The sequence below is a fragment of the Paraniabella hibiscisoli genome, from assembly GCF_022512515.1.
In the GTDB taxonomy this organism is placed as follows: domain Bacteria; phylum Bacteroidota; class Bacteroidia; order Chitinophagales; family Chitinophagaceae; genus Niabella; species Niabella hibiscisoli.
This window is the reverse complement of record NZ_JAKWBK010000001.1, coordinates 2,999,956-3,023,045: the sequence shown is the minus strand read 5'-3', so window position 1 is coordinate 3,023,045 and position 23,090 is coordinate 2,999,956. Positions and strand designations below refer to the sequence as shown.

The following is a 23,090-nucleotide window of genomic DNA, read 5'->3' as shown; positions in this document are numbered from 1 at the left end:
TCATAAATAGTGATTTTTGTAAGTATATAAATATTAAAAGCCCGTTCCGAAAGGAATGGGCTTTTAAAGAGCAGTAACTACCTCTACGACTCACTGATTTGGCGGTGTACTATCACCTGCCACTACATTAATGGTTTTACCCCAAGCTTGTGCAGTATCACACTCATTGGCAAGGTTTAATTTCAGACAATATATTCACCTACTATATTAAATATACTGAAAGATCAGGCTCGTTTATGGCATAAGTACAAATACGATTCTATATTACTCTGAAGCCAGTTCACAAAGCTGCATTTACCATACCGTCGCCTTCTGTGCTACTATATTTCGTTCATGTAAAAGAAAGAAATCGTTGCGGTTGTAGTATTCCTAATCGTTTAACCGTGGAGCGAACAGGTCTGCAAAAGGACTATGAAAATATAACTAATGACTTGTACAGGTAGATGAGGATAGTCGCAAGATCCAAAGTAAGATACGAAAGATAACGAACCCAATAAAAATGAGGCTACACCCAACTTTACTGTAGCCTCCTTTATAGAAATATAAATCAATACTCAAGTACAGTTATGGTTGAACCGGCGCTATAACTTTCTTACTGACCTCAATTGCCATCGACTCAGTCCTTACCACGCCACACATATCTGTATATTGTACTTCCAGTACAGCCGACTGGCTCCCTGTTTTTATATGAACATTTGATGTCCCTTGTCCTCCCAATATCTGCCATCCATTCACAGCATAAGCTGGAGCCATTTTCCAAACTATATTGAATACACTTGCTCCTGTGGGCGCCGTTAGCTCATAAAAATATTGTGAAGCATTAGCAGCAACTGTTTGTGGCCCGGATATATAAACTCCCTGCGCATAGATTCCATTTGTTATGATCTGCTTAGTTAATACAGTTGATTGACTGTTTCCAACTGTTATTGTTGCGGTTAGAGTAATATACCCAGAACTTCCGCTACTACTTACAGTTACCTGACTTCCATTTAATGTAAGTGGAACTGATGGAGAAGCGCTCCAACTCACTGTAGCCCCAGTAGGCAAATTGCTAACAGAATAAGTTCCTGAACTACAAAAAGAAGATGGCCCTGATATCGACATATAGTGAATTCCCGTTTTTTCCATTATCCAGCCCGTGTAATATGCAACATTTGTAAATTCGGAAATTCCCGAACTGCAATCAGATCGTGAACTTATACCTGCCAGAACTTTTCCAAACTGGCTATCATTAATTGTAAAAGGCCCACCGCTGTCACCCCAACAAATACCATCGTTTGTGCCGGTTCCTGATGCACTACTCGCAACTATTTTACTGGGATCAGATAGATCCGTTATAGTAATGTCTACTGACTTTAACAAAGATGAAAAGTCTGTACCATTAGCACCATGCCAGGTTGTTTGCCCCCAACCAGACGCAGTCCCGATTTGATTTACACTCAAATTAACTCCATTATTATAATACTGAACGGACTGAACGTTAGGACCAAATACAATAGGTGTAGACAAGTGAAAAGAGCAATATCATTATTCAATAATGTATTATTACCGACCGTGACACTAGAGAAGTTTTCATGAGGGTATATTGCATCTACAGAGTACGATGCCCCCGAATTTACAGTGCTTGATCCTACATAAACAGTAAATGCCGATGGTGAAGCATTCCCAATAACATGAGCGGCAGTTAATATCCACCTATCACCAATGATGATTCCAGCAGCCCCGCTACTAGATGAGAAAAGTCTCGCTTGATATGGTATGACCGATATATCGACAGCCCCTCCTCCAATAACTGAAGTTGTCTCAGGTTTTTTAAGTTGTTCCTTCTTTTCATTTACCGATGCGTCCTTTTTTTGACACCCAGCAATCAACAACACAGATAAAAATAACAAAATTCCATAAGCAGCGATAGGCTTGCGTAGCGTTTTCTTCATGGTTTAAACAGTTTAAATTTCAGTAGATTATTTAGCAGTGTGAAAATAGGGCATTCAAAAATTCCAGCAAAATTTTTAATATAAAGAGAGACCGTTCTTTTCGGAACGGACTCTCTAGTCTAGTTTAGCTTGCACAAACAAGAGGTTTTCCCCTAATGTATAGGGCCACCATCATCTACTACATTAATATTTTTCGTATAAACAACCTGATTTGTAACGCATGCGTTAGAAATTGAAAGCGTCAGCCTATGGCTACCTAAAGCTTCAAAACACAATTCAGCAAATGCAGCGGTTGACACTGTTTGTGTTGGTCCTGACGGCATTTTCTTTAACTGCCATTTATAAGTTGTGCCAGGCACTTGTGATAAGTAATTAAATTGATAGCACCCTCCAAATGTAGCAGTGCTACCAACATTCGTAAAAATATCCGGTGTCGGATAGCCTAAATCTATTGGTTTTGTTACAACAATAGTACTACCATTGTATGATATGGTTACTATTAGATTGGTGGAGCCATATCCCGTTCTTGTTAATATCATGTCGGCACCGCTATATGATATAGAAGCTATACTTGAATTCGATACCGACCATATCCAGCTAGCACCAGAAGGTGGCGCATTTTGAAGTGAATAGGTTGATGAATTACACAAGGTGGAGGGGCCGCTTATTTCAAAAAAGGATATAAAAACTGTATTGCAGCAATGTCATCATTACTAAATCCAACACCAGAAGGGTTAGTTAAACTCTGACTCCAACCGCCAGATGCAATGTTTATATTTTTTATTATAAACGAATTGAGATCAGGAGTAGGATTGGATGCTGTTGCAAAATCTGGAGTTCCTGGAATACGCTTTAAATAGAAAATTCCCGCCGAATAATATCCATAAGATTCCGTAAAGCTTGAATTAGGAATTTCATCTGTATGAAACAGTCCTATAGCATGCCCCAGCTCATGTGCAGCTAATAACGTCGCCAATGGTATGGTAGAATAGTCTCCTTCATCCGTAAGATCCAGATAAACATCAGACCCTGGATTTCCATTCAAAGGATAGTGAGCATAGCCAGATCGCCCAGTATTAAACGCAGCTAAATGAACAGTAATATCGCAGGATGCCTGAGAAAAAACTTCTCTCATTTTTATAGTTGTGTTAGGCACAAGTGTATTAAACTTATCAATTGCTTGCCTTACTGCTTCTGTATATCTATTAGCGGCAATTCCCAAAGGCCCCGATTCTCCCACTATACCCAGTTCTCTACTAATAAATATCTTTATATCGCCTCTTTTTCAAGACTTATAGGCCCATAACCATACATCGGAGCACTATCATCTGTACTGGCAACAACTTGCCTTGGATGAGTAGTCAATAGCTGTCTTTTCTCGAAAAGCATATCACCTCCCACAACAACAAAGGTCCCTGAATCTTTAACATTGGATGGATCAACGCCTATCCTCTTTGCAAACATCTCTATATCTTCATTTGAGCGCATATGAGTGTCAACGTTCTTCCTACATCCGACAAAAAAAGAGTAAATACAATTAACAAAATTCCATAAGCAGCAATAGGCTTGCGTAGCGTTTTCTTCATGGTTTAAACAGTTTAAATTTCAGTAGATTATTTAGCAGCGTGAAAATAGTGCATTTAAATACTCCAGCAAAATTTTCAATAAAAAAAGCCCATTCCTTTCGGAACGGGCTTTTAAAAAACTAGTTGATCCTTCGTCAAGCTCAGGATGACAATATAATTATACTCTGAAGTGAGCGAAAGCTTTGTTAGCTTCAGCCATACGATGAGTATCTTCTTTCTTTTTAAATGCAGCACCTTCACCTTTGCTGGCAGCTACGATTTCGTTAGCTAATTTGTCAGCCATGCTACGACCGTTACGATCGCGGCTATAACGAATTAACCATTTGATGCTTAAAGATATTTTTCTATCAGGACGAACTTCTGAAGGAATCTGGAAAGTAGCACCACCGATACGACGGCTGCGTACTTCTACAGCAGGAGTTACGTTTGATAAAGCCTTCTTCCAAACTTCATAGCCATCTTCGTTCGTTTGTTTGGCTACTTTGTCTAATGCATCATAAAAAATAGTGAACGCTCCGCTCTTTTTACCTTCCCACATAAGGTTGTTAACAAAACGTGTAACCAGTTTATCATTAAACTTAGGATCTGGCGCTAAAGGGAGTTTCTTGGCTTGTGCTTTACGCATTTTATTTAATTTTTAGTATCGGCTGAATTTCTTCAAGAATTAAAACTTTACTCAGCCTTCTTTGATATAAATAATAATTCAACCTTCTGGAGAATTATTTCTTCGCTCTTTTCGTACCGTATTTAGAACGGCTTTGTTTACGATCTTTTACACCCGCAGTATCTAAGCTACCGCGTACAATGTGGTAACGTACACCTGGAAGATCTTTTACCCTACCACCGCGAATCAATACGATTGAGTGCTCCTGCAGGTTATGTCCTTCTCCCGGAATGTAGGCAATTACCTCAATTTTATTAGTTAAACGCACCTTAGCTACTTTACGAAGTGCTGAGTTAGGTTTTTTAGGTGTAGTGGTATATACACGAGTACAAACGCCACGGCGCTGAGGGCACTGATCTAAAGCCCTTGATTTACTCTTTGCTTTAATTATTTGTCTTCCTTTACGAACTAATTGATTAATTGTAGGCATTCCTTGTCCTTTAATTTTTGGACGGCAAAGGTAAGGCAAGAATTCGAATCAACAAAAATAAATTGGTAAAAATTATCTTTCAACATTTTAATGTCACCGACACTCGATTATACAAGATACAAAATCTGCCGGAATCAACAAATTCCTCGAAAACAGGAGGAAATAAAAAACAGGACACCAGGATTATCAGGAGCTACTGAGTTTTGGTGGAGTTTCCCGGTGCCTGTAAAAGCTACTCGTTTCAGGATCAAACTTTCGCCTAAAAAGTTGATTTACTATAATTTATACTTAAGTGTTACGCTGGTTTCCCAAATGGGCTTCTTAAAATAGCCACTTTTAGAAACGCCGCTTCCGGCTCCAGCACAAAGCGGTCTTTAAAGTGAATGGCTTTCCCTATTTTAAACATAGCGCCCACATTTAAAGTATTGAAAGGTTTTTCAAAGCTTTTGAGCGTACGCCAGGATTCATTGGTTTCAAGTTTCCCTGTCATCAGGTTTAAAACAGGGCCAGCAGAAACATTTACAATAGAGGAAGTGAATTTATATAATACCGGTATGGAGAAATAATTGTAATCCTCCCGCGAATAGTGGGATACCCTTCCGGAAGACGTTTCAGTAAACCCTGTACCCTTCGTATAGGAACGCATCCACCTCATGCCCATCTCCAGGCTACTGTGTCGGGTAAATTTTCTTTCATATACAAAACCGAACTGCGGGCTAATACCTAAATGGTCTGCTTTTGCTATTCCTGTAAAAATACCTAGTTGTGTTTTCCGATTCTCTGTTTGTGCTTCAGATTTGAACGGGACCGCAGAAAAGATCAGACCGGCGGCTAGCCAACGCTTCATACTGGTTGGTAAGTAATTCAAAATAGGTTGTGTTCTCATAATATTTGATAGTTGGTGAATAAGCATTTAGTATGCACCAAAAATAATCCGGCCTGTGTTACAGAGAAATTAATGAAAACGCAATGATTTGTTATTTAACATTCAGAGCATCCTATCTTTAAAAACAAATTAATTGCAATCAAAAGATTCTTTCCGGGATAGTAACAAAAAGGGCTTGAAGACAAATCTTCAAGCCCTTTATACATAAGATATTGGAGCATTATACTTTTTCCAGCCAGCCATGCGGATCGCCATGGAGATTCTCTTTATAATCCAGCAGGTACTTCTTCATATCTGCAGAAATGGTCATACTTTCTACATCAAATCCCATTACAAAATCTTTATACTTCAACTCGCGTACATGTGAAATAGTTGCCGCTGTTCCACAACCAAATACTTCCTGTAAGCTACCATTTTTATAGGCTTCCACGATCTCGTCAATCGATACTTTGCGTTCTTCTACAGTATACCCTTTTTCCTTAAATAACCCAAGGAGACTCATACGTGTAATGCCGCTCAAAATAGTACCATCGGTCAGGTCAGGTGTAATGATCTTACCATCAATAACAAACATAATGTTCATCGCTCCTACTTCCTGAACATATTTATGTTCCACGGCGTCCATCCATAATACCTGGTCATAGCCTTGCTTTCTAGCCTCCGCAGAAGACAGCAAAGAAGCTGCGTAGTTACCGCCCGTTTTTGCAGCGCCGGTACCACCAGGAGCGGCGCGGGTATATTTTTCTTCTACATAAATACGCGCAGGCGCCGAAAAATAAGAACCTACTGGTCCTGTTATAATTAAAAATTTATAGGAATTAGATTCTTTCACGCCCAATGTTTCTTCAGTAGCAAAAAGAAATGGACGTATGTACAAAGACTCGTCGTACCCCGATGGAATAAATGCTTTATCCAGTTCGATCAGCTGCTTCATACCATCTATAAAAATCTCCTCCGGCACATGCGGCATAGCCATGCGCTCTGCAGATCGGTTCAGTCGTTTCCAGTTCTCATGAGGCCTGAAAATGTGGATATTGCCATTCTCATCTTTATGTGCTTTTTGTCCTTCGAAAATAGTTTGAGAATAATGTAGTACCGATAGAGCGGGAAGGAATCCGAGATCCTGGTAAGGTCTGATCTTAACGCTGGTCCACTCCCCGTTAACATAGTCTGCCTCCAGCATGTGATCAGAAAAATACTTTCCAAAACCTAAATTGCTAAAATCTACCTGCCCTAATTTGCTTTCTTTTATCCGCTCCACAGGTATTTGAACTGCCTCTACCATAAAATGTTATTTTTGACTATTATTGTTATTGCGAATATACGAACACTCTCGTTAAATGTGTAATGTATGAGTTTGAATGAAATGAATCTCCCCCTACCTGGTGACACAATTGTATGCCTCTACGCTTGTTGGACAAGACAACAATAGTGGCGCTTTTACGTCCGTTGCCCCAGTTTCATCAGCACCTGTAGATGAGGAACGGGTGATCGAATGGAAATCATTAGGCAGCAATCAAAAGGGAATACTGGTAGCAGTTAATTATGAAAATATTACCAATTTACCTGACACCCAACTGGAGTTTTTAATGCAATTATTAAAAGCTTGTCACCTAAGCCTTAACGACGTGGCGCTTATTAATATGAATAATTATCCGACGGTTGCGCACACATCTGTTTTAAATCATTTCAATACAAAAGTAGTTTTGCTTTTTGGTATAACGGTACAGGACTGGGGTTTTCCTTTTCAAACACCGCCTTACCAGGTACAATCTTTCTCTGGCTATACTGTAATGCATGCGCCCGCTTTGCACGATCTTCAAAATGATAAACCAGCGAAGGGTTTACTTTGGGCTGCTTTAAAAATATATTCAATTTATGACCCTCATTTTTGCAACGAATAATGACCATAAAGTGCAGGAAATACGTAATGCACTGGATAGCCATTTCGAAATCATCAGTTTAAAGGAGGCAGGTATTCACCAGGATATTCCCGAACCTCATGATACGCTGGAAGCTAATGCAACGGAAAAATCCAGAACGATCTTTAACCTGAAAGGAATAGATTGCTTTAGCGAAGATACCGGGCTGGAGGTAGAGGCATTGCAGGGAGAACCGGGTGTTAAAAGTGCGCGTTATGCCGACAATGAACCCGGGTTTGCTGACAATATTGACAAACTACTGTACAAAATGAAGCCCCAGACCAATAGAAATGCCCGGTTCAGAACCGTTATTTCTTTGATTATGAATGGCGACGAACATCAGTTTGAGGGTATTTGCAAAGGTGCCATTACTCATGAACGTACAGGAACAGGAGGGTTTGGCTACGACCCGGTTTTTATAGCTGAAGGCGCTACTCAAACTTTTGGAGAAATGACTATGGAGGAGAAAAAACAATACAGTCACCGGGCAAAAGCATTGAAAAAACTTACGGCCTGGTTGAAAGAAAACCAAAATCCGGCGCAATAGCCGATAGTTCATGGGCTATCGGCTATTTACTATTCACTATTCCTGTTGAACGCTCACTATCTACTATTCCCTATATTTGAAAAAAACTTTTTAATATTTTAAAGAATTTGGAACCTACACGCAACCATACGATTCCGGAAAGCGACTTAATTACAGGATGCATTGAAGGCGACCGAAGGATGCAGGAAGAGCTGTACAAGCGTTTCTCTCCTAAAATGTATGCAGTCTGCTTACGTTACGCCTCTAATGCTGATGAAGCACAGGATATTTTACAGGATGGATTTATTAAAGTTTTCAAAAAACTTGACAGTTTCAGGGGAGACGGCTCCTTTGAAGGATGGGTTCGAAGAATTTTCGTAAACACTGCTATCGAATATTTCAGAAGAAAGAAATATTTACAGCCGGTTACAGAAAAGGAAGAAAACACGATCGAAGGGAAATATGTATCTGCGTTGGACGAGTTGGCGGAAAAAGATATCCTGGAATTAATAACAAAATTATCACCCGGCTATCGTACGGTTTTCAACATGTACGTGGTGGAGGGATACTCTCACAAAGAAATCGGGGACATGCTGGGTATCAGCGAAGGTACCAGCAAATCCCAGCTTTCCAGGGCAAAAGCGCTATTGCAGGATTTAGTAAAAAACATATAGAAGACAGATCGAAGTAATTTTACCATGAACAACCTCAAGAAAATACATGATATTGAAGTTACTCCACCCGCTGGAGCATGGAATAATATTGCCCGTGAACTGGACAAGCTGGAAGAATATCAGAATTTAACTGAGCGTTTAACAGCGTTAGAAGTAGCTCCGCCGGTTATGGCCTGGAATGTTATTGCTAATGAGTTGGATGCTATCAGCCAGGAAAAAATCTTGCAGAAAAACTATATAATACTGAAGCATTTGTACCTCCAGCAGCCTGGGATAACATAGCCCGGGAACTAGATGATCAAAAAGCTTTGGAGATAATTGAGAAGAAGCTTTCTCATATACAGGTAACTCCGCCCAACAGTGTTTGGGTGAATATTATTAAGGAACTGGAAGATAAAAAGAAAGAGCCGGCCTTAGTAGTACCTATGAATCATGGATGGTTAAAATATGCAGCAGCAGCTTGCTTTATTGCCATTGTAAGTATCAGCGCCTTTTTTATTTTGTCAGATGGTAATAGCGGCAAGGACTACACTGCCGGTAATGGTGGAAAAACCAAGGGAACGCCGAATGTAGCAAACGCTATTCAAGCCGGTGCCCCACAGCAAGCCAACACCCAAAACCGGCAACAACAGGCTTTAGCGGGTATACGTACCAAGTTAGGAAATGCTTACAGTGCCTCTAATGAAAGAAACGCTGATTTGCAAAATCGTTATATTATTTTAATGACCCAGGATGGTAACATCGTAAGAATGTCGAAAAAGGTAAGTAATATGGCCGATTGTATAGCCGGTGAAGATCATAGTTGCGACGACCAGATCTCTAAATGGCAAAAAGAAATGGCCAGCAGTAATGCAGCTGCTTCTCCCGATAACTTCCTCGACTTACTGGATATGGCCAGCGGCGATGCTGCTGAAACCAGTACTCCCCTAACATGTAACAGGTTCTCACCTGATCGTGAATGCTTACACCTATTTTTGCGTAAAAAGAAAATGGCCCGTATCAAAGTACCGCTTCCACCTCATTTTACGTTTTCAACCAGTATTGCTATTCGTATAACAGATGTTAATTACGGCGGACATGTTGGCAATGATGCTATACTAAGTATTATTCATGAAGCAAGGCTGCAATTTCTGAAAGCCCTCGGCTACAGCGAAATGAATATAGAGGAGTTGGTCTGATCATGGCAGATGTTGCCATTGAATTTAAAGCCGAAGCTTTTTATGGAGATGTAATAGAAGTATCGATAGGCGCTAATGATTTTAGTCGTGCCGGGTTTGACCTGGTATACCGGCTGGAGAAAAAACGGGAAGACAAAAAACAAACTATGGCCATCGCTAAAACAGGAATGGTTTGCTTTGATTACAATTTGAAGAAAGTTGCCGCCCTACCAGAAAATGCATTGGTAAAATTGAGAGGCCAATACTAGTCGGTTTATGTTAACTTCGGGAGCTATATAACCCAATTAATGGATAAACATAAGATATTAAAGGGCAACCCGACTGACAAGGAAAATTACACGCAATCGCTAATTACCCGGCAATCTAAGTGGTGGAAAAAACTGCTCAACGTACAATACCCTTATAAAAAGAATATCCAAAGCATTAATCCCGGATTTGTGTTAGATATAGGATGTGGTGTAGGTAGAAACCTGCTGCATTTAAATGGCCATGGCATTGGAATAGATCACAATCCTACTTCCGTGGAAATTTGCACGTCCCAGGGGCTTAAAGCTTATACCAATATAGACTTCGAACAAAGCTCCTATAACAAGCCTCAAACTTTCGACGCTATACTTTTAGCACATGTAGCAGAACACATGACTCAGAAAGACACAGTAGCGTTGTTGGCACAATACCAGCACCTACTTAAACCTAATGGAAAAATCATATTGATCACCCCCAGGAAGCAGGCTTTAAATCAGATGATACACATGTGGAGTTTATGGATTTTGATAAAGTAAAGAATGTCTTCAACCTTCTTCAATGTAAGACAGTAAAGCAGTATTCCTTCCCTTTTCCCCGATTTGCGGGTCGCTTTTTCAAATACAACGAATTTGTGAGTATTGGACAGTCCGGCGACTAAGCACAAACAGACTACTTAAATAAAAAATCTCCGCGTAACATTACCCTTAATCGAGTTTCTGTTTAATAGCCCATTGTAGGTTGGCCGGAGCATTGGCATGTTTAGGGTTTAATTCCAAAGCCTTCGTACAAGCAGCTTTTGCTTTATCCCACTCCTTCAGCATATTGTAAGCTGCGCAAATATTATTGTACGCGTCAGCATTCTTGGGATCATTTTGCAACACCAGATTACAGGTTGCTATACAGTCTTCATATTTCCCTTCGCTGTATTGCTGTAAACTTAAATTAATTAACATATCACTCGAAGGGATATTACCAGATGTAGCGCTTATTACAAGTGGCTTCTTTTGCCGGGCGGCGTCAAGATACTGTAATGCCTTGGTATCACTAGGAAGCAGTGCCAATGTAGTGCCTGCCAATTGTTCCAGCTGTGGCCACATCTTCAACGCCTGGTAAACTCCCATTAATATTTCCCTTGGCATATAAGAGGTGGGATTCAGCTCAATAGCTTTTTCTGCCAGCTGCCTTGCTTCCTGAAGTTTTTGTTTTTCAAAACAATACCGCGCATAGTATACGTATCCATTGTAATCATTAGAGCCAGGGCCCTTCCTTTTTCAAAATTGCTGATCGCCTGCACGCTATCATTCAGCGATCCATAGGCAATACCGAAATTGATAAACAAGTAGCTATAATAAGGGTTGGTTATTTCTGCCCGCTTGTAAGCTTCAATAGCTCCTTTAAAATCTCCTTTTCCCATCAGGGATAGCCCGTAGTTCATCCATCCCCTTCCGTTTTTAGGACTTTTTCAGTCACATCTTTCCACAATGTCTCCTCCGTTCTCCAAACCTGGTTACGCTGATAAACACCATACGCATTCAACCCGATAATTAGAAACGCTCCTATTAATAGGTATTCGTAGTTCTTTTTCTTTTCAAAGTACTGCTGCTTTTTTATCACCAACAATCCTAAAGCAGTAACAACCGCCAGGGTTAACCCTGCAAAAGCAAAATACATTCTATGATCGTTCATCACTTCTGCAAAAGGAACCAAAGAAGTAGGCAGTAGCGATACCGCGAACCAAATCAGGCCAAAAGCTACCGGGCGGGTTTCTTTTGTACGCGAGGTTTTGAAAACAACAATCACCAGTGCTATAACAAATGCTACTCCAATCCATATCCTTGGATCAGACAGATCTGTGATGACAGCCAGATCTGTATCTGCGCTTAAGTCATAGGGGAAAAAGAAGGATCTAAAATAATGAAACCATACATAAGTTTGGGTAAGCAAATAATAGCCCAAAGGATTAGACATACCATAAGCTGCACCTTGCGCCTCCATTTTAGAAAGTGTATATAGCTGTACTCCCGCAATAGCTATTACCAGGGGTAACAATATCCATATCGTGTGTCCAACTTTGCCTATGTTATCCTTTTTAAACAGATCAAAAATTGACAATTGCCTTTCAAATAAGAGGATATAAAAGAACAAGAGTATCGGCAATACAGGCACCGTTTCTTTAGCGAAGATGCCGATAATCGCCAATAACACGTACAGCAGGTACTTCCGTTTTTCAGGATAAGCTACATAAGTTAAAAAAGAGGCCACAATGAAAACGTAGATAAAACATCGGAGCGTGAAATGATGTAATTAAGTGTTTCAGCGCCTACGGTATGAATGCCAAACCAACCTGCTCCAAATAAGGCTATAAAAGAAATCCATTTATGGCTGTTCGTTTTCAACAGCAATTGCCGGTACATAAAAAACAACATCACGCACAATCCAATATGCCAGAGAAAGGTTGACAGCTGAAACATCCAGGGATTTAGCCCGCCGGCAATCCAGTAATCAATGGCTAAAGAGGTGGTTACCAAAGGACGAAGCCCGCGGTGGTTTTGGCTTACACTAAATAAGGTGGCGTCTGTAAAAAAACGAGGAATATTCTCCAGTGTTCTGATGTTAACATTTTCAACGATAGTATGACTATCATCAAAATGAAAACCGTTATTAAAATGGTTGGCGTAAGCAAGTATCAAAATACCTAGCAAAACCCACCCTATATACTTCAAGTTTTTATTGGCAGACATGTTCTATCAATTCTGTTTTTCGGCTTCCAGTGTTTCAAGCCTTTGATTTAAAATAGCCAGCTCCTGTGTAAGCCTGGTTACCTGATGTTGCAGCTTTGAATTAACACGAGACAAATGAAGCAGGTAGATCAGTATTACAAATATAAGTGCTGAAAATATAAGATTAGTAGGCACCTGTACACCTAGAAATTCTGATAGTATACCCAGGCCCTCAGACCATATAGAAAAAGAAACAGTACCCCTGCACAGATCCACCAGATAACCGCATACTCCTCCCTCAACTTACCTTTTACTATAAGCCGGCTGGTATATAACAAAAAGAAAAAATTAATAGCAATGGCTATTATCTGGATTTTTGTCATGATGTTTATATTTTTCTAACATAGGAAAGAATGGAGCTTAAAGAAACTTTCATCATATAATATAGCGACGAAAAGCCAGCAATAGAAGATTTGCCTCCCTGTCGTTCACGCATAATAACCGGTACTTCTTTAATAATTAAACCTGCACGTGAAAAGAAAATAAGTGATTCAGGCTCGGGATAATCATCAGGGTAATAAGAAGCCGCCAGATTAATAGCTCTCGCCCCCATAAGACGAAAACCTGAAGTGGTGTCGTAAATACTCTTATGCGTCAATAATCGGTTAAGCCAATGAAAATATTTAATTCCGAAACGGCGCATCAATGAGGTTTGAAATCCTTGTTTATTTAAAAATCTCGAACCTATAACTACATCTGCCTGAGTATCTAATGCAGCCTGGAGCAATTTATTTACTTCTGCCGGAGGGTGCTGCCCGTCCCCATCCATCTGTAATACATAATCAAAACCGTGCCGCTTGGCATATTTAATGCCCGCCTGTACTGCACCGCCGATACCCAAATTATTAACAAGGCTTAAAACATTTCCTCCGTTGTGTTTTGCGACCAGTTCTGTTTTATCTTTTGAGCAATCATTTACCACCAATGGCACAACTGTAAAGGAATTTAAAAAAACTGTGGTCTTCAGTTCATTTAACAACTTTGGCAATGCAGTTTCCTCGTTGTAAGAGGGTATTACAATTAGAAGCCTTTTCATCATAGCGGTGAGCAAAACTAAGTATTAACGGGGTAAAACAGTTCCATTTCGATAAAAAAAGCGGCTGGAAAAATTAGCCGCTTAATAAAAATTGTATCTATAATTCGTTACCTTATTTCTTCGTATTGAGTGTCATTTAAAAACGCGAATTGATCCGCCTTTTGCAACCTGTTGGTACCATCAGAATAATTCCTAATATTACCTTCCATTTCCCCTTCCTTCAAAGTAAAGGGCTTCTCTCCTACTTTTTGAACTACAGCCATACCCTTACCATTAGTTTTATAACCATATACAATAGCTAAAGCCTTACCATCAGGACCGGCTTTATACAATACTTTGGAACGGGTGGAGTAAGTAGTATCCTTTGGATCGATATCATTAATCGTTATAGTAGACTTATCTTCCAGATAAGCTCCTATAACCGTAGTATCCTTCGCATCAAAGCCATGCATGATGGCTGCAACATTGGCTGTATCACTTACTTCTCTGGTATAAGTTTCAGTATCATTCTTCTTATCGTCATTATTACAGCCTAGAATAGCAAGAGATAAAACGGAAAATAGAATTAATGTCAGTTTTCTAAGTTTCATATAAAAATTTTGCACGCAAAAATAGGTCATTCGGCGTTAAAAAAATGTTAGACCGCTTTAGTTTTTCACTTCAACTTTAAATGTCAGAGTTGTTCCAGGATAGGGTATTGTATTGGTAATAACATATACATGCTTCTCGTGTATGGCAGCCGCCTGAGTAGCGGAATAAAATCTTACCTGAATTTTTGACTCCTTGCCTGGCATTACCGGTTTGTACAAAGTGTCAGCCACCGTACAACCACAGGTAGTATTCACTGACTTTACAATAAGCGGCTTGTCCCCGTATTCTTAAATCGAAAGCTGACAAGGGCGGAGTCTTTAAAGTTCAGAGATCCCAAATCCCTGAAGGTAGAATCAAGCCACTTGATGCTGGTTACAGGAATCGAGTCTTTTACGGCAGATTCCTGAGTTTTGTCTGGTGTGGTATCCACTACAGCTACAGCTATGCCTGAAAGAGGCTTGTCTTCTTCATTTCTGTTATAGCAAGCTGAAAGCATAATCACAAATGTGGTTGACACGATAAAAAACAGTTGACAATACTTTATATACATTTACTTCAATTTCAAAAATAATAAAAAGAGAGGCCATCCGAAGATAGCCTCTCTCAAATTGTATGAAAAATCAAATTATTTAACCTTGTTTCCAGCTTTCAACTGAATAGGAGCATCAGTTGGGTTGTTAGAAGGAATAGTTTGAATTTTTAATTTGATGATGATATCATCTGTTCTTGGAGTGCTAGTTGGAATAAACACACCTTTGAAGTAGTAACCTTCGCAAGCTGTATTCTGATTTGAAGGCCAAGGACCATCAGTGTAGCTTCCACCAGTTGTAGCAGAAACAGGCCAGTATGTAGCTGCGTTAGGAGCAACACCAGAAGCACCAATGTAACCTTTAGGACCAGTCCAGTTGTAAGAATACGGAGTTGCACCGAAAGGAATAGTAGCACCAGCACCTAAAGTACCTTCAGGACCAGTTAAACGTAGACCTGTACCACCGTTGTAAACGTTGTAGTTCACCTGTAATACACCATTCTGCAACCAGATACCTGTGTAAGGGTACTCAGGAGTTGTAGTTGGAGCAGGTACATTATAGTTACCATAAGGTGAAGTTACAGGGAATGAAGTACCACCGTTTACCGCTACAAACGTGCTGTACTCATACGCCGGAGTAGTTAAGAAATAAACATCTCCGTGAGCACCGTTTACAGTGTTGTAGTCATTAGCAGCGCCGCTTCCGTTACCGCCACCGATAGTTCCACCAGGATTACCAGATACACCATCATCATTTAAAGATATCCAGGTATTGTACAAATTCTGTACATTATAAGTAGGATATGAAGCTGCAGGAGCTACGATAGGAGCACCATAAGCCATTGGGTTAGTTGCATAAGGACCAGCCAAAGTAACTGCACCAGGAGCGTATTGTTTTGCAGCAACAGAACCAGTTACACCAGGAACGAATACAGTAGCACCAGGATTCGTAGTTAACGCAGGGTTAATAGATCCCTGGCTAGCCATATTGCCTGCAGCGGCATGACCAGCTGGAGTTCCGTACATAAAATGGAAATCGATAGAACCAGTTGCTCTTGAAGCAGACCAGGCTTTAGCTAAAGGATCGATCATCGCAGAACCAGCAGCATTCAAAGTAGTATTCCTGTAGAAAGAACCTGTATTGAAGTTGTAGGTTTTCTTAACAATATAGTCAGAAAGTGAACCAGTATTAACTTGTGCAGCTTTCATCCATACTGGGAAGAAATCTACCAGGCTGTTGATTGCGAAGCTCTTGTTGTTGATATCCGGGCTACCTGCACCTGTAGAATGAGCAGCTTCAGCATACATCCAATAGCAAAGCGCATTGTATGTAGAAGTACCTCCAGGAGTTGTTGGACTAGAAGTCAAACGAGTGTAATCATCCAGAGAGAAAGTGTACTGTTGTACAGGCTGAGCGTCGCTAGCAGTTAAACCTAAATCAATGATTGCTTGCGCAATGTTTGCAGGAGTAATAGCTGTAGCAGCTCTACCATATCTTAATCCACCACCAGCATAAGGAACACCAGAAGCTGGAATGTTTACTGGATTAGGAGATGCAGTAGCAGGAAGAGGATTGGATGGGTTAGTAGTCATAGTAAGACCAGCTAATTGACCAGCTCTTCTGATAATAGCTACATATTTAGCGTTTTTAGGATCTTTTGTGTAAACAAAAGTACGACCTACTACATTTTCAACACCACCTGGAGCAGTAAGAAAATCAGCATTAGCAGTAGGAACCATTAAGTACTGACCAGTAGTAGTTAAAGCTACGTCAGTAAATAATACTTCACGACCATTGAAAGAAGACCAACCTGGGTAACCAGCAATCCTTTGTTCAACATCAACTCTATTCAGAGTGTGAGAAGATTGAATGTACCTTGAAGGGTCTAAAGTTAAAGCTGTATCGTGGAATGTAGCGATAGTGTTGATTGGATCGCCATCCAGTTTAACATCTAAGAAAAATACACGTGGAGTTGCAGTAACACCAATTGCAGTTCCTGTTGCAGGCCATGCACCAGCTACTTTAGGACCATATAAGGTAGAAGTAGTTGTAGCGAAGTACGTATCGCCATCTTTACCTTGTCCACCTGTAGGAGCGTTAGGACCAGCAATAAAGTTAGTGCCAGCAGCACCAGTTGCACCAGTTGCACCATTAGCACCGTTTGCACCAGCAGCACCGGTTGCACCATTAGCACCATTAGCACCAGTTGCACCTCTTAAAGATACACCTGTTGTTGGGTAAGCAGTAGCAGTTCTTGGACCGTACAGGATACCTGTGTTTGTGTCTAAATAGAAGTCGTTAATAGCGCCAGGTGTAGCTGCTGTCGGAGCACCAGTACCTGTGCGAATAATAGTACCATCGGCACCTTTAACGCCGGTAGCACCAGCAGCACCAGCGGCACCATTAGCACCAGCTGCGCCAGTTGGGCCCGCAGGACCCGCAGGACCTGTGTCCCCTTTTTTACAAGATTCTACTCCCACGATCAGTGAGGCTAGAACGAGAACGGATAAGAAGGATCGTCTCATAGTAATTAAGTTTTTTAATTGATTAATTATGTTTTTGTTAAAAATGATGCCTACTCTAACTTTCATCTGCTTTTCGGCTTACCGCAGGAATATATTTTGGGCAAGATTAGCATTTTATTTGACTTTAATTAACAAAAAGGAAATAAAGTGCTTTTTGAAGGACGAAACGCTATAAAACGATGTTTTGTCCCTTATTCTTAACCTTATTCGACACAATCTTGTATAGCCGGCTCATGGCTATTTTGCTCAAAGTCTTTGAGATTTCATTGCCATTATCCAGGCGCAATCGGCACTCTTTATTGTATTTATCTCCACCTAGGTATACAATTTTAGACAAATTAATAATGGTACTTTTATCTATACGCATCAGATCTTTTGCTAAAATGCGCTGATCAATGCTGCTAATGCTTTCATTAACAGTTTTATGATTACCATCTTTCACCGTAACAGTACATATATTACGATTAGATTCAATAAAAAGAATATCTTGCTGATTCAGATACAGTAAAGATCTATTAGCTTTTAAAGTAATAAAATGGTCGTCGGTCTGTATATCTTTATCTGTATCGATCATTCCGATCACTCTTTGAACGGCCCTGCCTAGATTTTCGGAATTTAAAGGCTTAATAACCAATGCAGCGATCCCTATTTCTACGATCCGTTGAATACCCTCCAGCTGATTAGAGGCAGCAAGCACAATAACTTTTGGTTTTGCAATGCTTTGAAACAGGAGTTTTTCAACAACATCAAGGTCGTAACTATGTAAAGCCTTTAAATCGGATATAAGAATATTGGGTCGGTGCAGGAACAGAGCTCCTATTGACTCTTCTACGGATGGATGGAAAGGCAAAAAATCGAGTTTTTTTCCGTTGAGGACTCAATTTTATATTTAACCAGATCCCAGGAAGTCTTGTTTTCTTCAATAATCTGAACTTTGGTTACCATGGATTTGCTTTCATTTCAATATTAGCGAACAGTTAATATGGTTGCGGTGTCATCTGTTATCGGCTACTCACTTCTACCGTTTGTCCTTCATAATTTATTTTATGGCATAAATAACGAGGTTTATCTCAGGTTACAATAAAATGTTAACGCGTTGCAAATATAAGGTGAATAAAAATTTCCTGCAAATTTTAATTACTAAAAAACAGTAGACTATATATAAAACTTTGTTTTTGAGTAATTCAATAAAAAAGCTGCCTTTGCAGACAGCTATTCTTTATAAATTAAGAGCATTTCTAGTTAGTATATGCTAATCCAAACACCTGTACACATCTATTTCAACTAATAACCAGGTTTTTCAGCATATCCTCCGTCATAGTTGCCAGATCAAACTGAGGTTTCCACCCCCAATCTTTTTGTGCTACACTGTCATCAATGCTTTGTGGCCAACTATCAGCTATCGCCTGCCGGTAATCAGGTTGGTAATCTATTGTAAACTCAGGTATATGATTTTGTATGGCCGCAGCAATTTCTTTTGGTGAAAAACTAAGTGCAGAGATATTATAGGATGTACGTACGGATATTTTATCAACGGGAGCCTCCATTAACTCAATAGTAGCCCGTATAGCATCTGGCATATACATCATGGGTAGGTAAGTGTCCTCGGTTAGAAAACTGGTGTACTTCTTCTCTTCCAGGGCATCATGGAAGATCTCCACCGCATAATCAGTTGTACCACCCCCGGGAGCAGACTTATATGAGATAAGCCCCGGATAACGCAGACTCCTTACATCTATACCATATTTCATATTGTAATAGTTACACCAGAACTCCCCTGCATACTTGCTGATACCATATACTGTTGTAGGCTCAATAATAGTTTGTTGCGGACAATTCTGTTTCGGAGAAGTAGGACCAAATACTGCAATAGATGAGGGCCAGTATACTTTTCTCAGATTTTCCTCGCGGGCGATATCCAACACATTTAGTAAGCCCTGCATATTTAGATGCCAGGCTAACCCTGGATTTTTTCGCCTGTGGCAGACAGGATGGCGGCCAATAGATAAATCTGTGTAATGTTCTGTCTTATTATCTGCACATGCAGCATTTCTTTATTCATTACATCAATACTCACATAGGGGCCGGTACCCTTCAGCAACTCGTTTTCTTCCCTTAGATCGGAGGCAATCACATTATTATTACCATATATTTTACGTAGCGCAAGCGTTAACTCCACGCCTATCTGTCCCGAAGAACCAATTACCAGAATTTTATCTTTTACCATAAAAAAAATTGTGCACAAACATATCAAAATAAAGTATGTGCCGATTAGAAATGCGCAATCGTTTTCGCGCCCCAAAAATAAGTTGCGGGTTAAACTACAGCGACTACAAGTCATTGACTATTGACTTTTCAATACATTTGTTGTATGCAAACGTTTTTAGAAACATTATTTAAGGAGCAGGATTACGATCCTAATAATTTTTTCCTGCTGGCCGGGCCCTGTGTTATTGAAAGTGAAGCTATCGTTATGGAGGTTGCAGGTGCAGTAGCCGAAATGTGCAAAAAACTGGGTATCCCTTATGTTTTTAAATCATCCTACCGAAAAGCCAATCGCACCAGTGCCGGATCATTTACAGGTATCGGAGACCGCGAGGCACTGCAGTTACTAAAAAAGCCGGTGAAACGTTCTCGGTTCCCACTGTGACTGACATACACGCCCGCGAAGAAGCGGCAATGGCTGCCGAATATGCAGACATACTCCAAATACCCGCATTTCTCTGCCGCCAGACAGATTTGCTGGAAGCTGCCGCCAAAACAGGAAAGATCATCAATGTAAAAAAGGCCAGTTTTTGAGCGGTCCCGCCATGAAGTTTGCTGTAGAAAAAATTAATAATGCAGGGAATAACCAAGTATTACTTACCGAAAGAGGCAATAGCTTTGGCTACACCGATATGGTAGTAGATTATAGAAACATTCCCTGGATGCGGGCACATGGCGTACCCGTTGTAATGGACTGCACTCACAGCTTGCAGCAACCCAACCAAAGCAGCGGTGTTACCGGCGGTAATCCTCAGTTGATAGGAACTATTGCAAAAGCTGCTATTGCTAGTGGCGCAGACGGTATTTTTATAGAAACCCACCCAAATCCGGCTGTGGCCAAGAGCGATGGTGCCAATATGTTACCGCTTGACCAATTGGAAACCCTTTTGGAGCAACTGGTAAAAATCAGGCAGGCCCTACTGTAAATCAGTAGATCTCCTACACATTATTGTCGCTGTAGCCTTTGCTGTAAAATTTCGATAGGATCCGCGCTATATTTTTACCCCAGATGCCGGAAAGAACTTCCAGCTCTTCCTGCTGGCGTTTACCATTTTGTATCTGGTTAGTAGTTTCGAGTCAACATGAATGCGGTGTTTAACCAGCTTTTTATTAACAAAAATAAATGCACCACTTTTCTCCGCTAACTGTAACCAGGCTACCCAATCTAACACGCAACTATGGTCTTTCGAAAAGCGGATATTATCCGTATTCACTCGGTCAATAGTTACCGAGGGACAACAAATGGGGTCCCCTATTGATAATACCGCTTTTTTATCAATTTCGAGGATATAGCTTTTTTGAACCAAAACGGAAACAACAGCAGATTTTTAACTATAGCATTTACTGAACTTTTTCTTTCTACTCCATTTACTACGTCAGTGTAGTTACAGAAAGCAATTAAGGGTTTTTTATGGCTGTTTTTATCAATTGCAGTTAATATCTGGCGGGTATAATTAGCATCGTAAATATCGTCCTGGTGAGCTATTGTAACATAGCGTGTAGAAGCGCTTTCTATTGCAAAATTCCAGTCATTACCTATTCCCCGGGGGCTTCAGATACATAATAAGGAATAGCATACTTGTCTGCTATTGCCTGAATGTAGTCCGACGGTGTTGATGTAGCTATAAGTATATGTGTTGGCTTTTTTGCCCCTTTAAAGCCTTAATACATGCTTCTAAATGAGGGGAATCTTTATACGCCGGAATTACAAATGTATGATCCATTATTACGTCTCTATTCAACAAACAAGTACAAAAGTAAGGCAGTCGCAGATAGAAAAATATGAGCATATATGCTTACTTAACAACCGCGTTTGGTATCACAAAAAATCTTTAAAAACAAAAAAGCAGCTCTTTCAAGCTGCTTCAAAAACTTAATTATTTACTACTCTAAGCTCCTTCTCCTTCATTGAGAAGGAACAAGATAGGAAGCTTTTTTAAATAAACAACTTTTTTTATACTTTTTACTTCAAAGTCTATTTACTATCTAATTTCCTTATAGGTAACTACTTCTCCGTTTTCATTAAGCTGAACAGTTTTATCCAGTCTTTTTAATATTATAGTACCATTTGTAAATTCATACGGTGCGCCCGGTGCAGTTTCAACCTGTTTGAGTGAAACTGCTTTTTCACCTTCAACTTCAATAATCGCCATGCCATTGGGCTTTGCCTTAAAACCATATACAACAGCAAGTTTTTTTCCATTTTCATCTGACAGATAGAGAGTTTTGCTACGCGTAGTAAAGCTTGTATCCTTCGGATCTATGTCAGCGGTGCTGATTGCAGATTTATCTTTTGCGAAAGATTCTATCACCGCCGCATCGTTTCCGGCGTTATCGGGAGCAACTTCAGTTGCCGATTCCGAATTTTGCGATTGCTCGCTAGTTGTCTCTTCTGTAGTATCACCATTGCCACAAGATGTAGCTGCAACCACAATAAATAAGCCTAATATTAAGTATACTTTTTTCATCATTTTGATTTAAGGACGCAAAGATAAAAGCTTTATTTTTCTGCGTCTTCCTACCACAAATCTTTTGGGGAAATATTAGGAATTAATAACTATTTGTGGTTATTCTAATTCTCTGATCCAGATATTTCTAAAGCTTACAGCATCTCCGTGATCCTGAAGAATGATTGGTTCTTTCTCTTTGTGCCAGGTATTTGTAGCAATACCAATATATTGGGTTGCTCCCCAGATGGAAGTATTATTTTGTACCAATACACCATTGTGTAACACAGTAATTCTTGCCTGCGACTTAACACTACTGTCTTTATTAAACCGTGGAGCCGTAAAAATGATGTCATAAGTCTGCCATTCTCCCGGCTTGCGGGAAGCATTAACCAAAGGAGCGGTTTGTTTATAGATACTGCCTGCTTGTCCGTTACTGTAAGTGCGGTTATTAAAGTTATCCAACACCTGTAACTCATACAATCCCATTAAAAAATACCGCTATTGCCCCTACCCTGCCCTTCGCCTTTTACTTCGGCTGGCGTGCGCCACTCCACATGTAACTGGCAGTCGCCAAAGGCCTTTTTGTTTTAATAATGCCTGTGCCCTTCGCCACGGTAACGGCATCTCCTTCTACTTTCCATTTTGCGGGCTTCCCTTCATCGGTTTGCCATTCTGCCAGATCTTTCCCATTAAAAAGTACGATAGCATCTGCAGGAGCATCAGCAGCGGTTTTACCGGGGCTTACAATTTTAGGTTCAGGCTGCCAGATCTCTGTAAGACGAGGGTCTTTATTTTGGGCAAAAGACGCCATACTCAAAAGCAATAATGATGATGTTGCTAATTTTTTCATGTGTGGTTTTACTTTTA

31 protein-coding genes and 3 pseudogenes are annotated in these 23,090 nt (G+C 40.2%); 8 read left to right on the top strand and 26 right to left on the bottom strand.

Going from position 1 to position 23,090, the window contains the following annotated elements; genetic code table 11:
• Positions 1 to 564: 564 nt before the first annotated feature.
• The 9 genes and pseudogenes from MKP07_RS41290 to MKP07_RS18835 all read right to left on the bottom strand — a co-directional run bounded on the left by MKP07_RS41290 (position 565) and on the right by MKP07_RS18835 (position 6,785).
• On the bottom strand, positions 565 to 1,104 hold the full coding sequence (locus MKP07_RS41290; protein ID WP_317236052.1) for a hypothetical protein: 540 nt from the start codon (positions 1,102 to 1,104) through the stop codon (positions 565 to 567).
• Between the two features lie 84 nt (positions 1,105 to 1,188).
• Positions 1,189 to 1,934, bottom strand: a pseudogene (locus MKP07_RS18870) (S1 family serine peptidase); the annotation flags it as partial.
• Between the two features lie 152 nt (positions 1,935 to 2,086).
• Complete coding sequence (locus MKP07_RS18865; RefSeq protein ID WP_240848562.1) at positions 2,087 to 2,473, bottom strand: hypothetical protein; 387 nt, start codon at positions 2,471 to 2,473, stop codon at positions 2,087 to 2,089.
• 125 nt (positions 2,474 to 2,598) lie between these two features.
• Positions 2,599 to 3,174 (bottom strand): M57 family metalloprotease, encoded by a 576-nt coding sequence (locus tag MKP07_RS18860; protein ID WP_240848561.1) that lies wholly within the window; start codon positions 3,172 to 3,174, stop codon positions 2,599 to 2,601.
• Positions 3,175 to 3,203: 29 nt separating this feature from the next.
• Positions 3,204 to 3,398, bottom strand: a complete 195-nt coding sequence (locus MKP07_RS18855; protein WP_240848560.1) for a hypothetical protein — start codon at positions 3,396 to 3,398, stop codon at positions 3,204 to 3,206.
• A 279-nt stretch (positions 3,399 to 3,677) separates the two neighbouring features.
• Positions 3,678 to 4,145, bottom strand: coding sequence for a 30S ribosomal protein S7 (gene rpsG / locus MKP07_RS18850; protein ID WP_231008431.1), 468 nt, complete (start codon positions 4,143 to 4,145; stop codon positions 3,678 to 3,680).
• 94 nt (positions 4,146 to 4,239) lie between these two features.
• On the bottom strand, positions 4,240 to 4,614 hold the full coding sequence (rpsL, locus tag MKP07_RS18845; protein ID WP_240848559.1) for a 30S ribosomal protein S12: 375 nt from the start codon (positions 4,612 to 4,614) through the stop codon (positions 4,240 to 4,242).
• A 295-nt stretch (positions 4,615 to 4,909) separates the two neighbouring features.
• Complete coding sequence (locus MKP07_RS18840; RefSeq protein WP_240848558.1) at positions 4,910 to 5,461, bottom strand: hypothetical protein; 552 nt, start codon at positions 5,459 to 5,461, stop codon at positions 4,910 to 4,912.
• A 259-nt stretch (positions 5,462 to 5,720) separates the two neighbouring features.
• Positions 5,721 to 6,785, bottom strand: a complete 1,065-nt coding sequence (locus tag MKP07_RS18835) for a branched-chain amino acid aminotransferase (protein WP_240848557.1) — start codon at positions 6,783 to 6,785, stop codon at positions 5,721 to 5,723.
• 100 nt (positions 6,786 to 6,885) lie between these two features.
• Between MKP07_RS18835 and MKP07_RS18830 the strand changes: the two genes are divergently transcribed.
• The 7 genes from MKP07_RS18830 to MKP07_RS18800 all read left to right on the top strand — a co-directional run bounded on the left by MKP07_RS18830 (position 6,886) and on the right by MKP07_RS18800 (position 10,582).
• The gene (locus MKP07_RS18830; protein ID WP_240848556.1) at positions 6,886 to 7,404 is read left to right on the top strand and encodes a hypothetical protein; all 519 of its coding nucleotides are present in this window, start codon (positions 6,886 to 6,888) and stop codon (positions 7,402 to 7,404) included.
• Positions 7,379 to 7,969 carry an RdgB/HAM1 family non-canonical purine NTP pyrophosphatase gene (rdgB, locus tag MKP07_RS18825; RefSeq protein WP_240848555.1) on the top strand — a complete coding sequence of 197 codons (591 nt, stop codon included), beginning with the start codon at positions 7,379 to 7,381 and terminating at the stop codon, positions 7,967 to 7,969. The genes MKP07_RS18830 and rdgB overlap by 26 nt, the downstream gene beginning before the upstream one ends.
• Positions 7,970 to 8,076: 107 nt before the next feature.
• Entirely contained in the window at positions 8,077 to 8,622 is a 546-nt protein-coding gene (locus tag MKP07_RS18820; RefSeq protein ID WP_240848554.1) for an RNA polymerase sigma factor, read from the top strand.
• A 24-nt stretch (positions 8,623 to 8,646) separates the two neighbouring features.
• Positions 8,647 to 8,904, top strand: coding sequence for a hypothetical protein (locus MKP07_RS18815; RefSeq protein ID WP_240848553.1), 258 nt, complete (start codon positions 8,647 to 8,649; stop codon positions 8,902 to 8,904).
• A gap of 26 nt (positions 8,905 to 8,930) precedes the next feature.
• On the top strand, positions 8,931 to 9,800 hold the full coding sequence (locus tag MKP07_RS18810) for an acyl-CoA thioesterase (RefSeq protein ID WP_240848552.1): 870 nt from the start codon (positions 8,931 to 8,933) through the stop codon (positions 9,798 to 9,800).
• 2 nt (positions 9,801 to 9,802) lie between these two features.
• Positions 9,803 to 10,048: an acyl-CoA thioesterase gene (locus MKP07_RS18805; RefSeq protein WP_240848551.1), complete on the top strand. Its 246-nt coding sequence runs from the start codon at positions 9,803 to 9,805 to the stop codon at positions 10,046 to 10,048.
• A 39-nt stretch (positions 10,049 to 10,087) separates the two neighbouring features.
• Complete coding sequence (locus tag MKP07_RS18800) at positions 10,088 to 10,582, top strand: class I SAM-dependent methyltransferase (protein WP_240848550.1); 495 nt, start codon at positions 10,088 to 10,090, stop codon at positions 10,580 to 10,582.
• A 168-nt stretch (positions 10,583 to 10,750) separates the two neighbouring features.
• Here the strand turns inward: MKP07_RS18800 and MKP07_RS18795 are convergent, their stop codons facing one another.
• From MKP07_RS18795 to MKP07_RS18740, 13 genes and pseudogenes are all read right to left on the bottom strand, one after another.
• Complete coding sequence (locus MKP07_RS18795) at positions 10,751 to 11,185, bottom strand: tetratricopeptide repeat protein (protein ID WP_240848549.1); 435 nt, start codon at positions 11,183 to 11,185, stop codon at positions 10,751 to 10,753.
• Between the two features lie 14 nt (positions 11,186 to 11,199).
• Positions 11,200 to 11,481 carry a hypothetical protein gene (locus MKP07_RS18790; RefSeq protein WP_240848548.1) on the bottom strand — a complete coding sequence of 94 codons (282 nt, stop codon included), beginning with the start codon at positions 11,479 to 11,481 and terminating at the stop codon, positions 11,200 to 11,202.
• A complete protein-coding gene (locus tag MKP07_RS18785) occupies positions 11,478 to 12,308 on the bottom strand; it encodes a hypothetical protein (RefSeq protein ID WP_240848547.1) in 831 nt (276 codons plus the stop codon). The genes MKP07_RS18790 and MKP07_RS18785 overlap by 4 nt, the downstream gene beginning before the upstream one ends.
• Complete coding sequence (locus MKP07_RS18780; protein WP_240848546.1) at positions 12,293 to 12,787, bottom strand: hypothetical protein; 495 nt, start codon at positions 12,785 to 12,787, stop codon at positions 12,293 to 12,295. The genes MKP07_RS18785 and MKP07_RS18780 overlap by 16 nt, the downstream gene beginning before the upstream one ends.
• A gap of 6 nt (positions 12,788 to 12,793) precedes the next feature.
• Positions 12,794 to 13,149: pseudogene (locus tag MKP07_RS18775) on the bottom strand (DUF2304 domain-containing protein).
• Positions 13,150 to 13,154: 5 nt separating this feature from the next.
• A complete protein-coding gene (locus MKP07_RS18770; RefSeq protein WP_240848544.1) occupies positions 13,155 to 13,877 on the bottom strand; it encodes a glycosyltransferase family 2 protein in 723 nt (240 codons plus the stop codon).
• A gap of 92 nt (positions 13,878 to 13,969) precedes the next feature.
• Positions 13,970 to 14,452, bottom strand: a complete 483-nt coding sequence (locus MKP07_RS18765) for a hypothetical protein (protein WP_240848543.1) — start codon at positions 14,450 to 14,452, stop codon at positions 13,970 to 13,972.
• A 57-nt stretch (positions 14,453 to 14,509) separates the two neighbouring features.
• Entirely contained in the window at positions 14,510 to 14,683 is a 174-nt protein-coding gene (locus MKP07_RS42725) for a hypothetical protein (RefSeq protein ID WP_394803673.1), read from the bottom strand.
• A gap of 29 nt (positions 14,684 to 14,712) precedes the next feature.
• Positions 14,713 to 14,970 carry a hypothetical protein gene (locus tag MKP07_RS18760; RefSeq protein WP_240848542.1) on the bottom strand — a complete coding sequence of 86 codons (258 nt, stop codon included), beginning with the start codon at positions 14,968 to 14,970 and terminating at the stop codon, positions 14,713 to 14,715.
• A 108-nt stretch (positions 14,971 to 15,078) separates the two neighbouring features.
• Positions 15,079 to 17,508: a hypothetical protein gene (locus MKP07_RS18755; protein WP_240848541.1), complete on the bottom strand. Its 2,430-nt coding sequence runs from the start codon at positions 17,506 to 17,508 to the stop codon at positions 15,079 to 15,081.
• Positions 17,509 to 17,677: 169 nt separating this feature from the next.
• A complete protein-coding gene (locus MKP07_RS18750; RefSeq protein WP_240848540.1) occupies positions 17,678 to 18,358 on the bottom strand; it encodes a LytR/AlgR family response regulator transcription factor in 681 nt (226 codons plus the stop codon).
• Positions 18,359 to 18,788: 430 nt separating this feature from the next.
• Positions 18,789 to 19,451, bottom strand: a complete 663-nt coding sequence (locus MKP07_RS18745) for an NAD-dependent epimerase/dehydratase family protein (protein ID WP_240848539.1) — start codon at positions 19,449 to 19,451, stop codon at positions 18,789 to 18,791.
• A gap of 14 nt (positions 19,452 to 19,465) precedes the next feature.
• Complete coding sequence (locus MKP07_RS18740) at positions 19,466 to 19,735, bottom strand: Rossmann-fold NAD(P)-binding domain-containing protein (protein WP_240848538.1); 270 nt, start codon at positions 19,733 to 19,735, stop codon at positions 19,466 to 19,468.
• A 144-nt stretch (positions 19,736 to 19,879) separates the two neighbouring features.
• Here MKP07_RS18740 and kdsA point away from each other — a divergent pair.
• Positions 19,880 to 20,699: pseudogene (gene kdsA, locus MKP07_RS42720) on the top strand (3-deoxy-8-phosphooctulonate synthase).
• A 66-nt stretch (positions 20,700 to 20,765) separates the two neighbouring features.
• Here kdsA and MKP07_RS18720 read toward each other — a convergent pair.
• The 4 genes from MKP07_RS18720 to MKP07_RS18705 form a co-directional block, all read right to left on the bottom strand.
• Complete coding sequence (locus MKP07_RS18720; RefSeq protein ID WP_240848534.1) at positions 20,766 to 20,987, bottom strand: hypothetical protein; 222 nt, start codon at positions 20,985 to 20,987, stop codon at positions 20,766 to 20,768.
• 768 nt (positions 20,988 to 21,755) lie between these two features.
• On the bottom strand, positions 21,756 to 22,244 hold the full coding sequence (locus MKP07_RS18715; RefSeq protein WP_240848533.1) for a hypothetical protein: 489 nt from the start codon (positions 22,242 to 22,244) through the stop codon (positions 21,756 to 21,758).
• A gap of 96 nt (positions 22,245 to 22,340) precedes the next feature.
• Positions 22,341 to 22,709, bottom strand: coding sequence for a 3-keto-disaccharide hydrolase (locus MKP07_RS18710; protein ID WP_240848532.1), 369 nt, complete (start codon positions 22,707 to 22,709; stop codon positions 22,341 to 22,343).
• Positions 22,710 to 22,749: 40 nt separating this feature from the next.
• Positions 22,750 to 23,073 (bottom strand): DUF1080 domain-containing protein, encoded by a 324-nt coding sequence (locus MKP07_RS18705; protein WP_240848531.1) that lies wholly within the window; start codon positions 23,071 to 23,073, stop codon positions 22,750 to 22,752.
• Between the last annotated feature and the right edge of the window lie 17 nt (positions 23,074 to 23,090).

Coding starts and splice junctions, on each gene's coding strand:
- MKP07_RS18745 (WP_240848539.1), bottom strand. CDS start 19,451: ATGCAGGGCTTACTAAATGTGTTGGATATCGCCCGCGAGGAAAATCTG.
- MKP07_RS18840 (WP_240848558.1), bottom strand. CDS start 5,461: ATGAAGCGTTGGCTAGCCGCCGGTCTGATCTTTTCTGCGGTCCCGTTC.
- MKP07_RS18855 (WP_240848560.1), bottom strand. CDS start 3,398: ATGTTTGCAAAGAGGATAGGCGTTGATCCATCCAATGTTAAAGATTCA.
- MKP07_RS18815 (WP_240848553.1), top strand. CDS start 8,647: ATGAACAACCTCAAGAAAATACATGATATTGAAGTTACTCCACCCGCT.
- MKP07_RS18865 (WP_240848562.1), bottom strand. CDS start 2,473: ATGATATTAACAAGAACGGGATATGGCTCCACCAATCTAATAGTAACC.
- MKP07_RS18755 (WP_240848541.1), bottom strand. CDS start 17,508: ATGAGACGATCCTTCTTATCCGTTCTCGTTCTAGCCTCACTGATCGTG.
- MKP07_RS18795 (WP_240848549.1), bottom strand. CDS start 11,185: ATGCCAAGGGAAATATTAATGGGAGTTTACCAGGCGTTGAAGATGTGG.
- MKP07_RS18765 (WP_240848543.1), bottom strand. CDS start 14,452: ATGAAACTTAGAAAACTGACATTAATTCTATTTTCCGTTTTATCTCTT.
- MKP07_RS18780 (WP_240848546.1), bottom strand. CDS start 12,787: ATGTCTGCCAATAAAAACTTGAAGTATATAGGGTGGGTTTTGCTAGGT.
- MKP07_RS18705 (WP_240848531.1), bottom strand. CDS start 23,073: ATGAAAAAATTAGCAACATCATCATTATTGCTTTTGAGTATGGCGTCT.
- MKP07_RS18800 (WP_240848550.1), top strand. CDS start 10,088: ATGGATAAACATAAGATATTAAAGGGCAACCCGACTGACAAGGAAAAT.
- MKP07_RS18740 (WP_240848538.1), bottom strand. CDS start 19,735: ATGGTAAAAGATAAAATTCTGGTAATTGGTTCTTCGGGACAGATAGGC.
- MKP07_RS18790 (WP_240848548.1), bottom strand. CDS start 11,481: ATGAACTACGGGCTATCCCTGATGGGAAAAGGAGATTTTAAAGGAGCT.
- rpsG (WP_231008431.1), bottom strand. CDS start 4,145: ATGCGTAAAGCACAAGCCAAGAAACTCCCTTTAGCGCCAGATCCTAAG.
- MKP07_RS18805 (WP_240848551.1), top strand. CDS start 9,803: ATGGCAGATGTTGCCATTGAATTTAAAGCCGAAGCTTTTTATGGAGAT.
- MKP07_RS41290 (WP_317236052.1), bottom strand. CDS start 1,104: ATGTCGATATCAGGGCCATCTTCTTTTTGTAGTTCAGGAACTTATTCT.
- MKP07_RS18715 (WP_240848533.1), bottom strand. CDS start 22,244: ATGATGAAAAAAGTATACTTAATATTAGGCTTATTTATTGTGGTTGCA.
- rdgB (WP_240848555.1), top strand. CDS start 7,379: ATGACCCTCATTTTTGCAACGAATAATGACCATAAAGTGCAGGAAATA.
- rpsL (WP_240848559.1), bottom strand. CDS start 4,614: ATGCCTACAATTAATCAATTAGTTCGTAAAGGAAGACAAATAATTAAA.
- MKP07_RS18835 (WP_240848557.1), bottom strand. CDS start 6,785: ATGGTAGAGGCAGTTCAAATACCTGTGGAGCGGATAAAAGAAAGCAAA.
- MKP07_RS18710 (WP_240848532.1), bottom strand. CDS start 22,709: ATGGGATTGTATGAGTTACAGGTGTTGGATAACTTTAATAACCGCACT.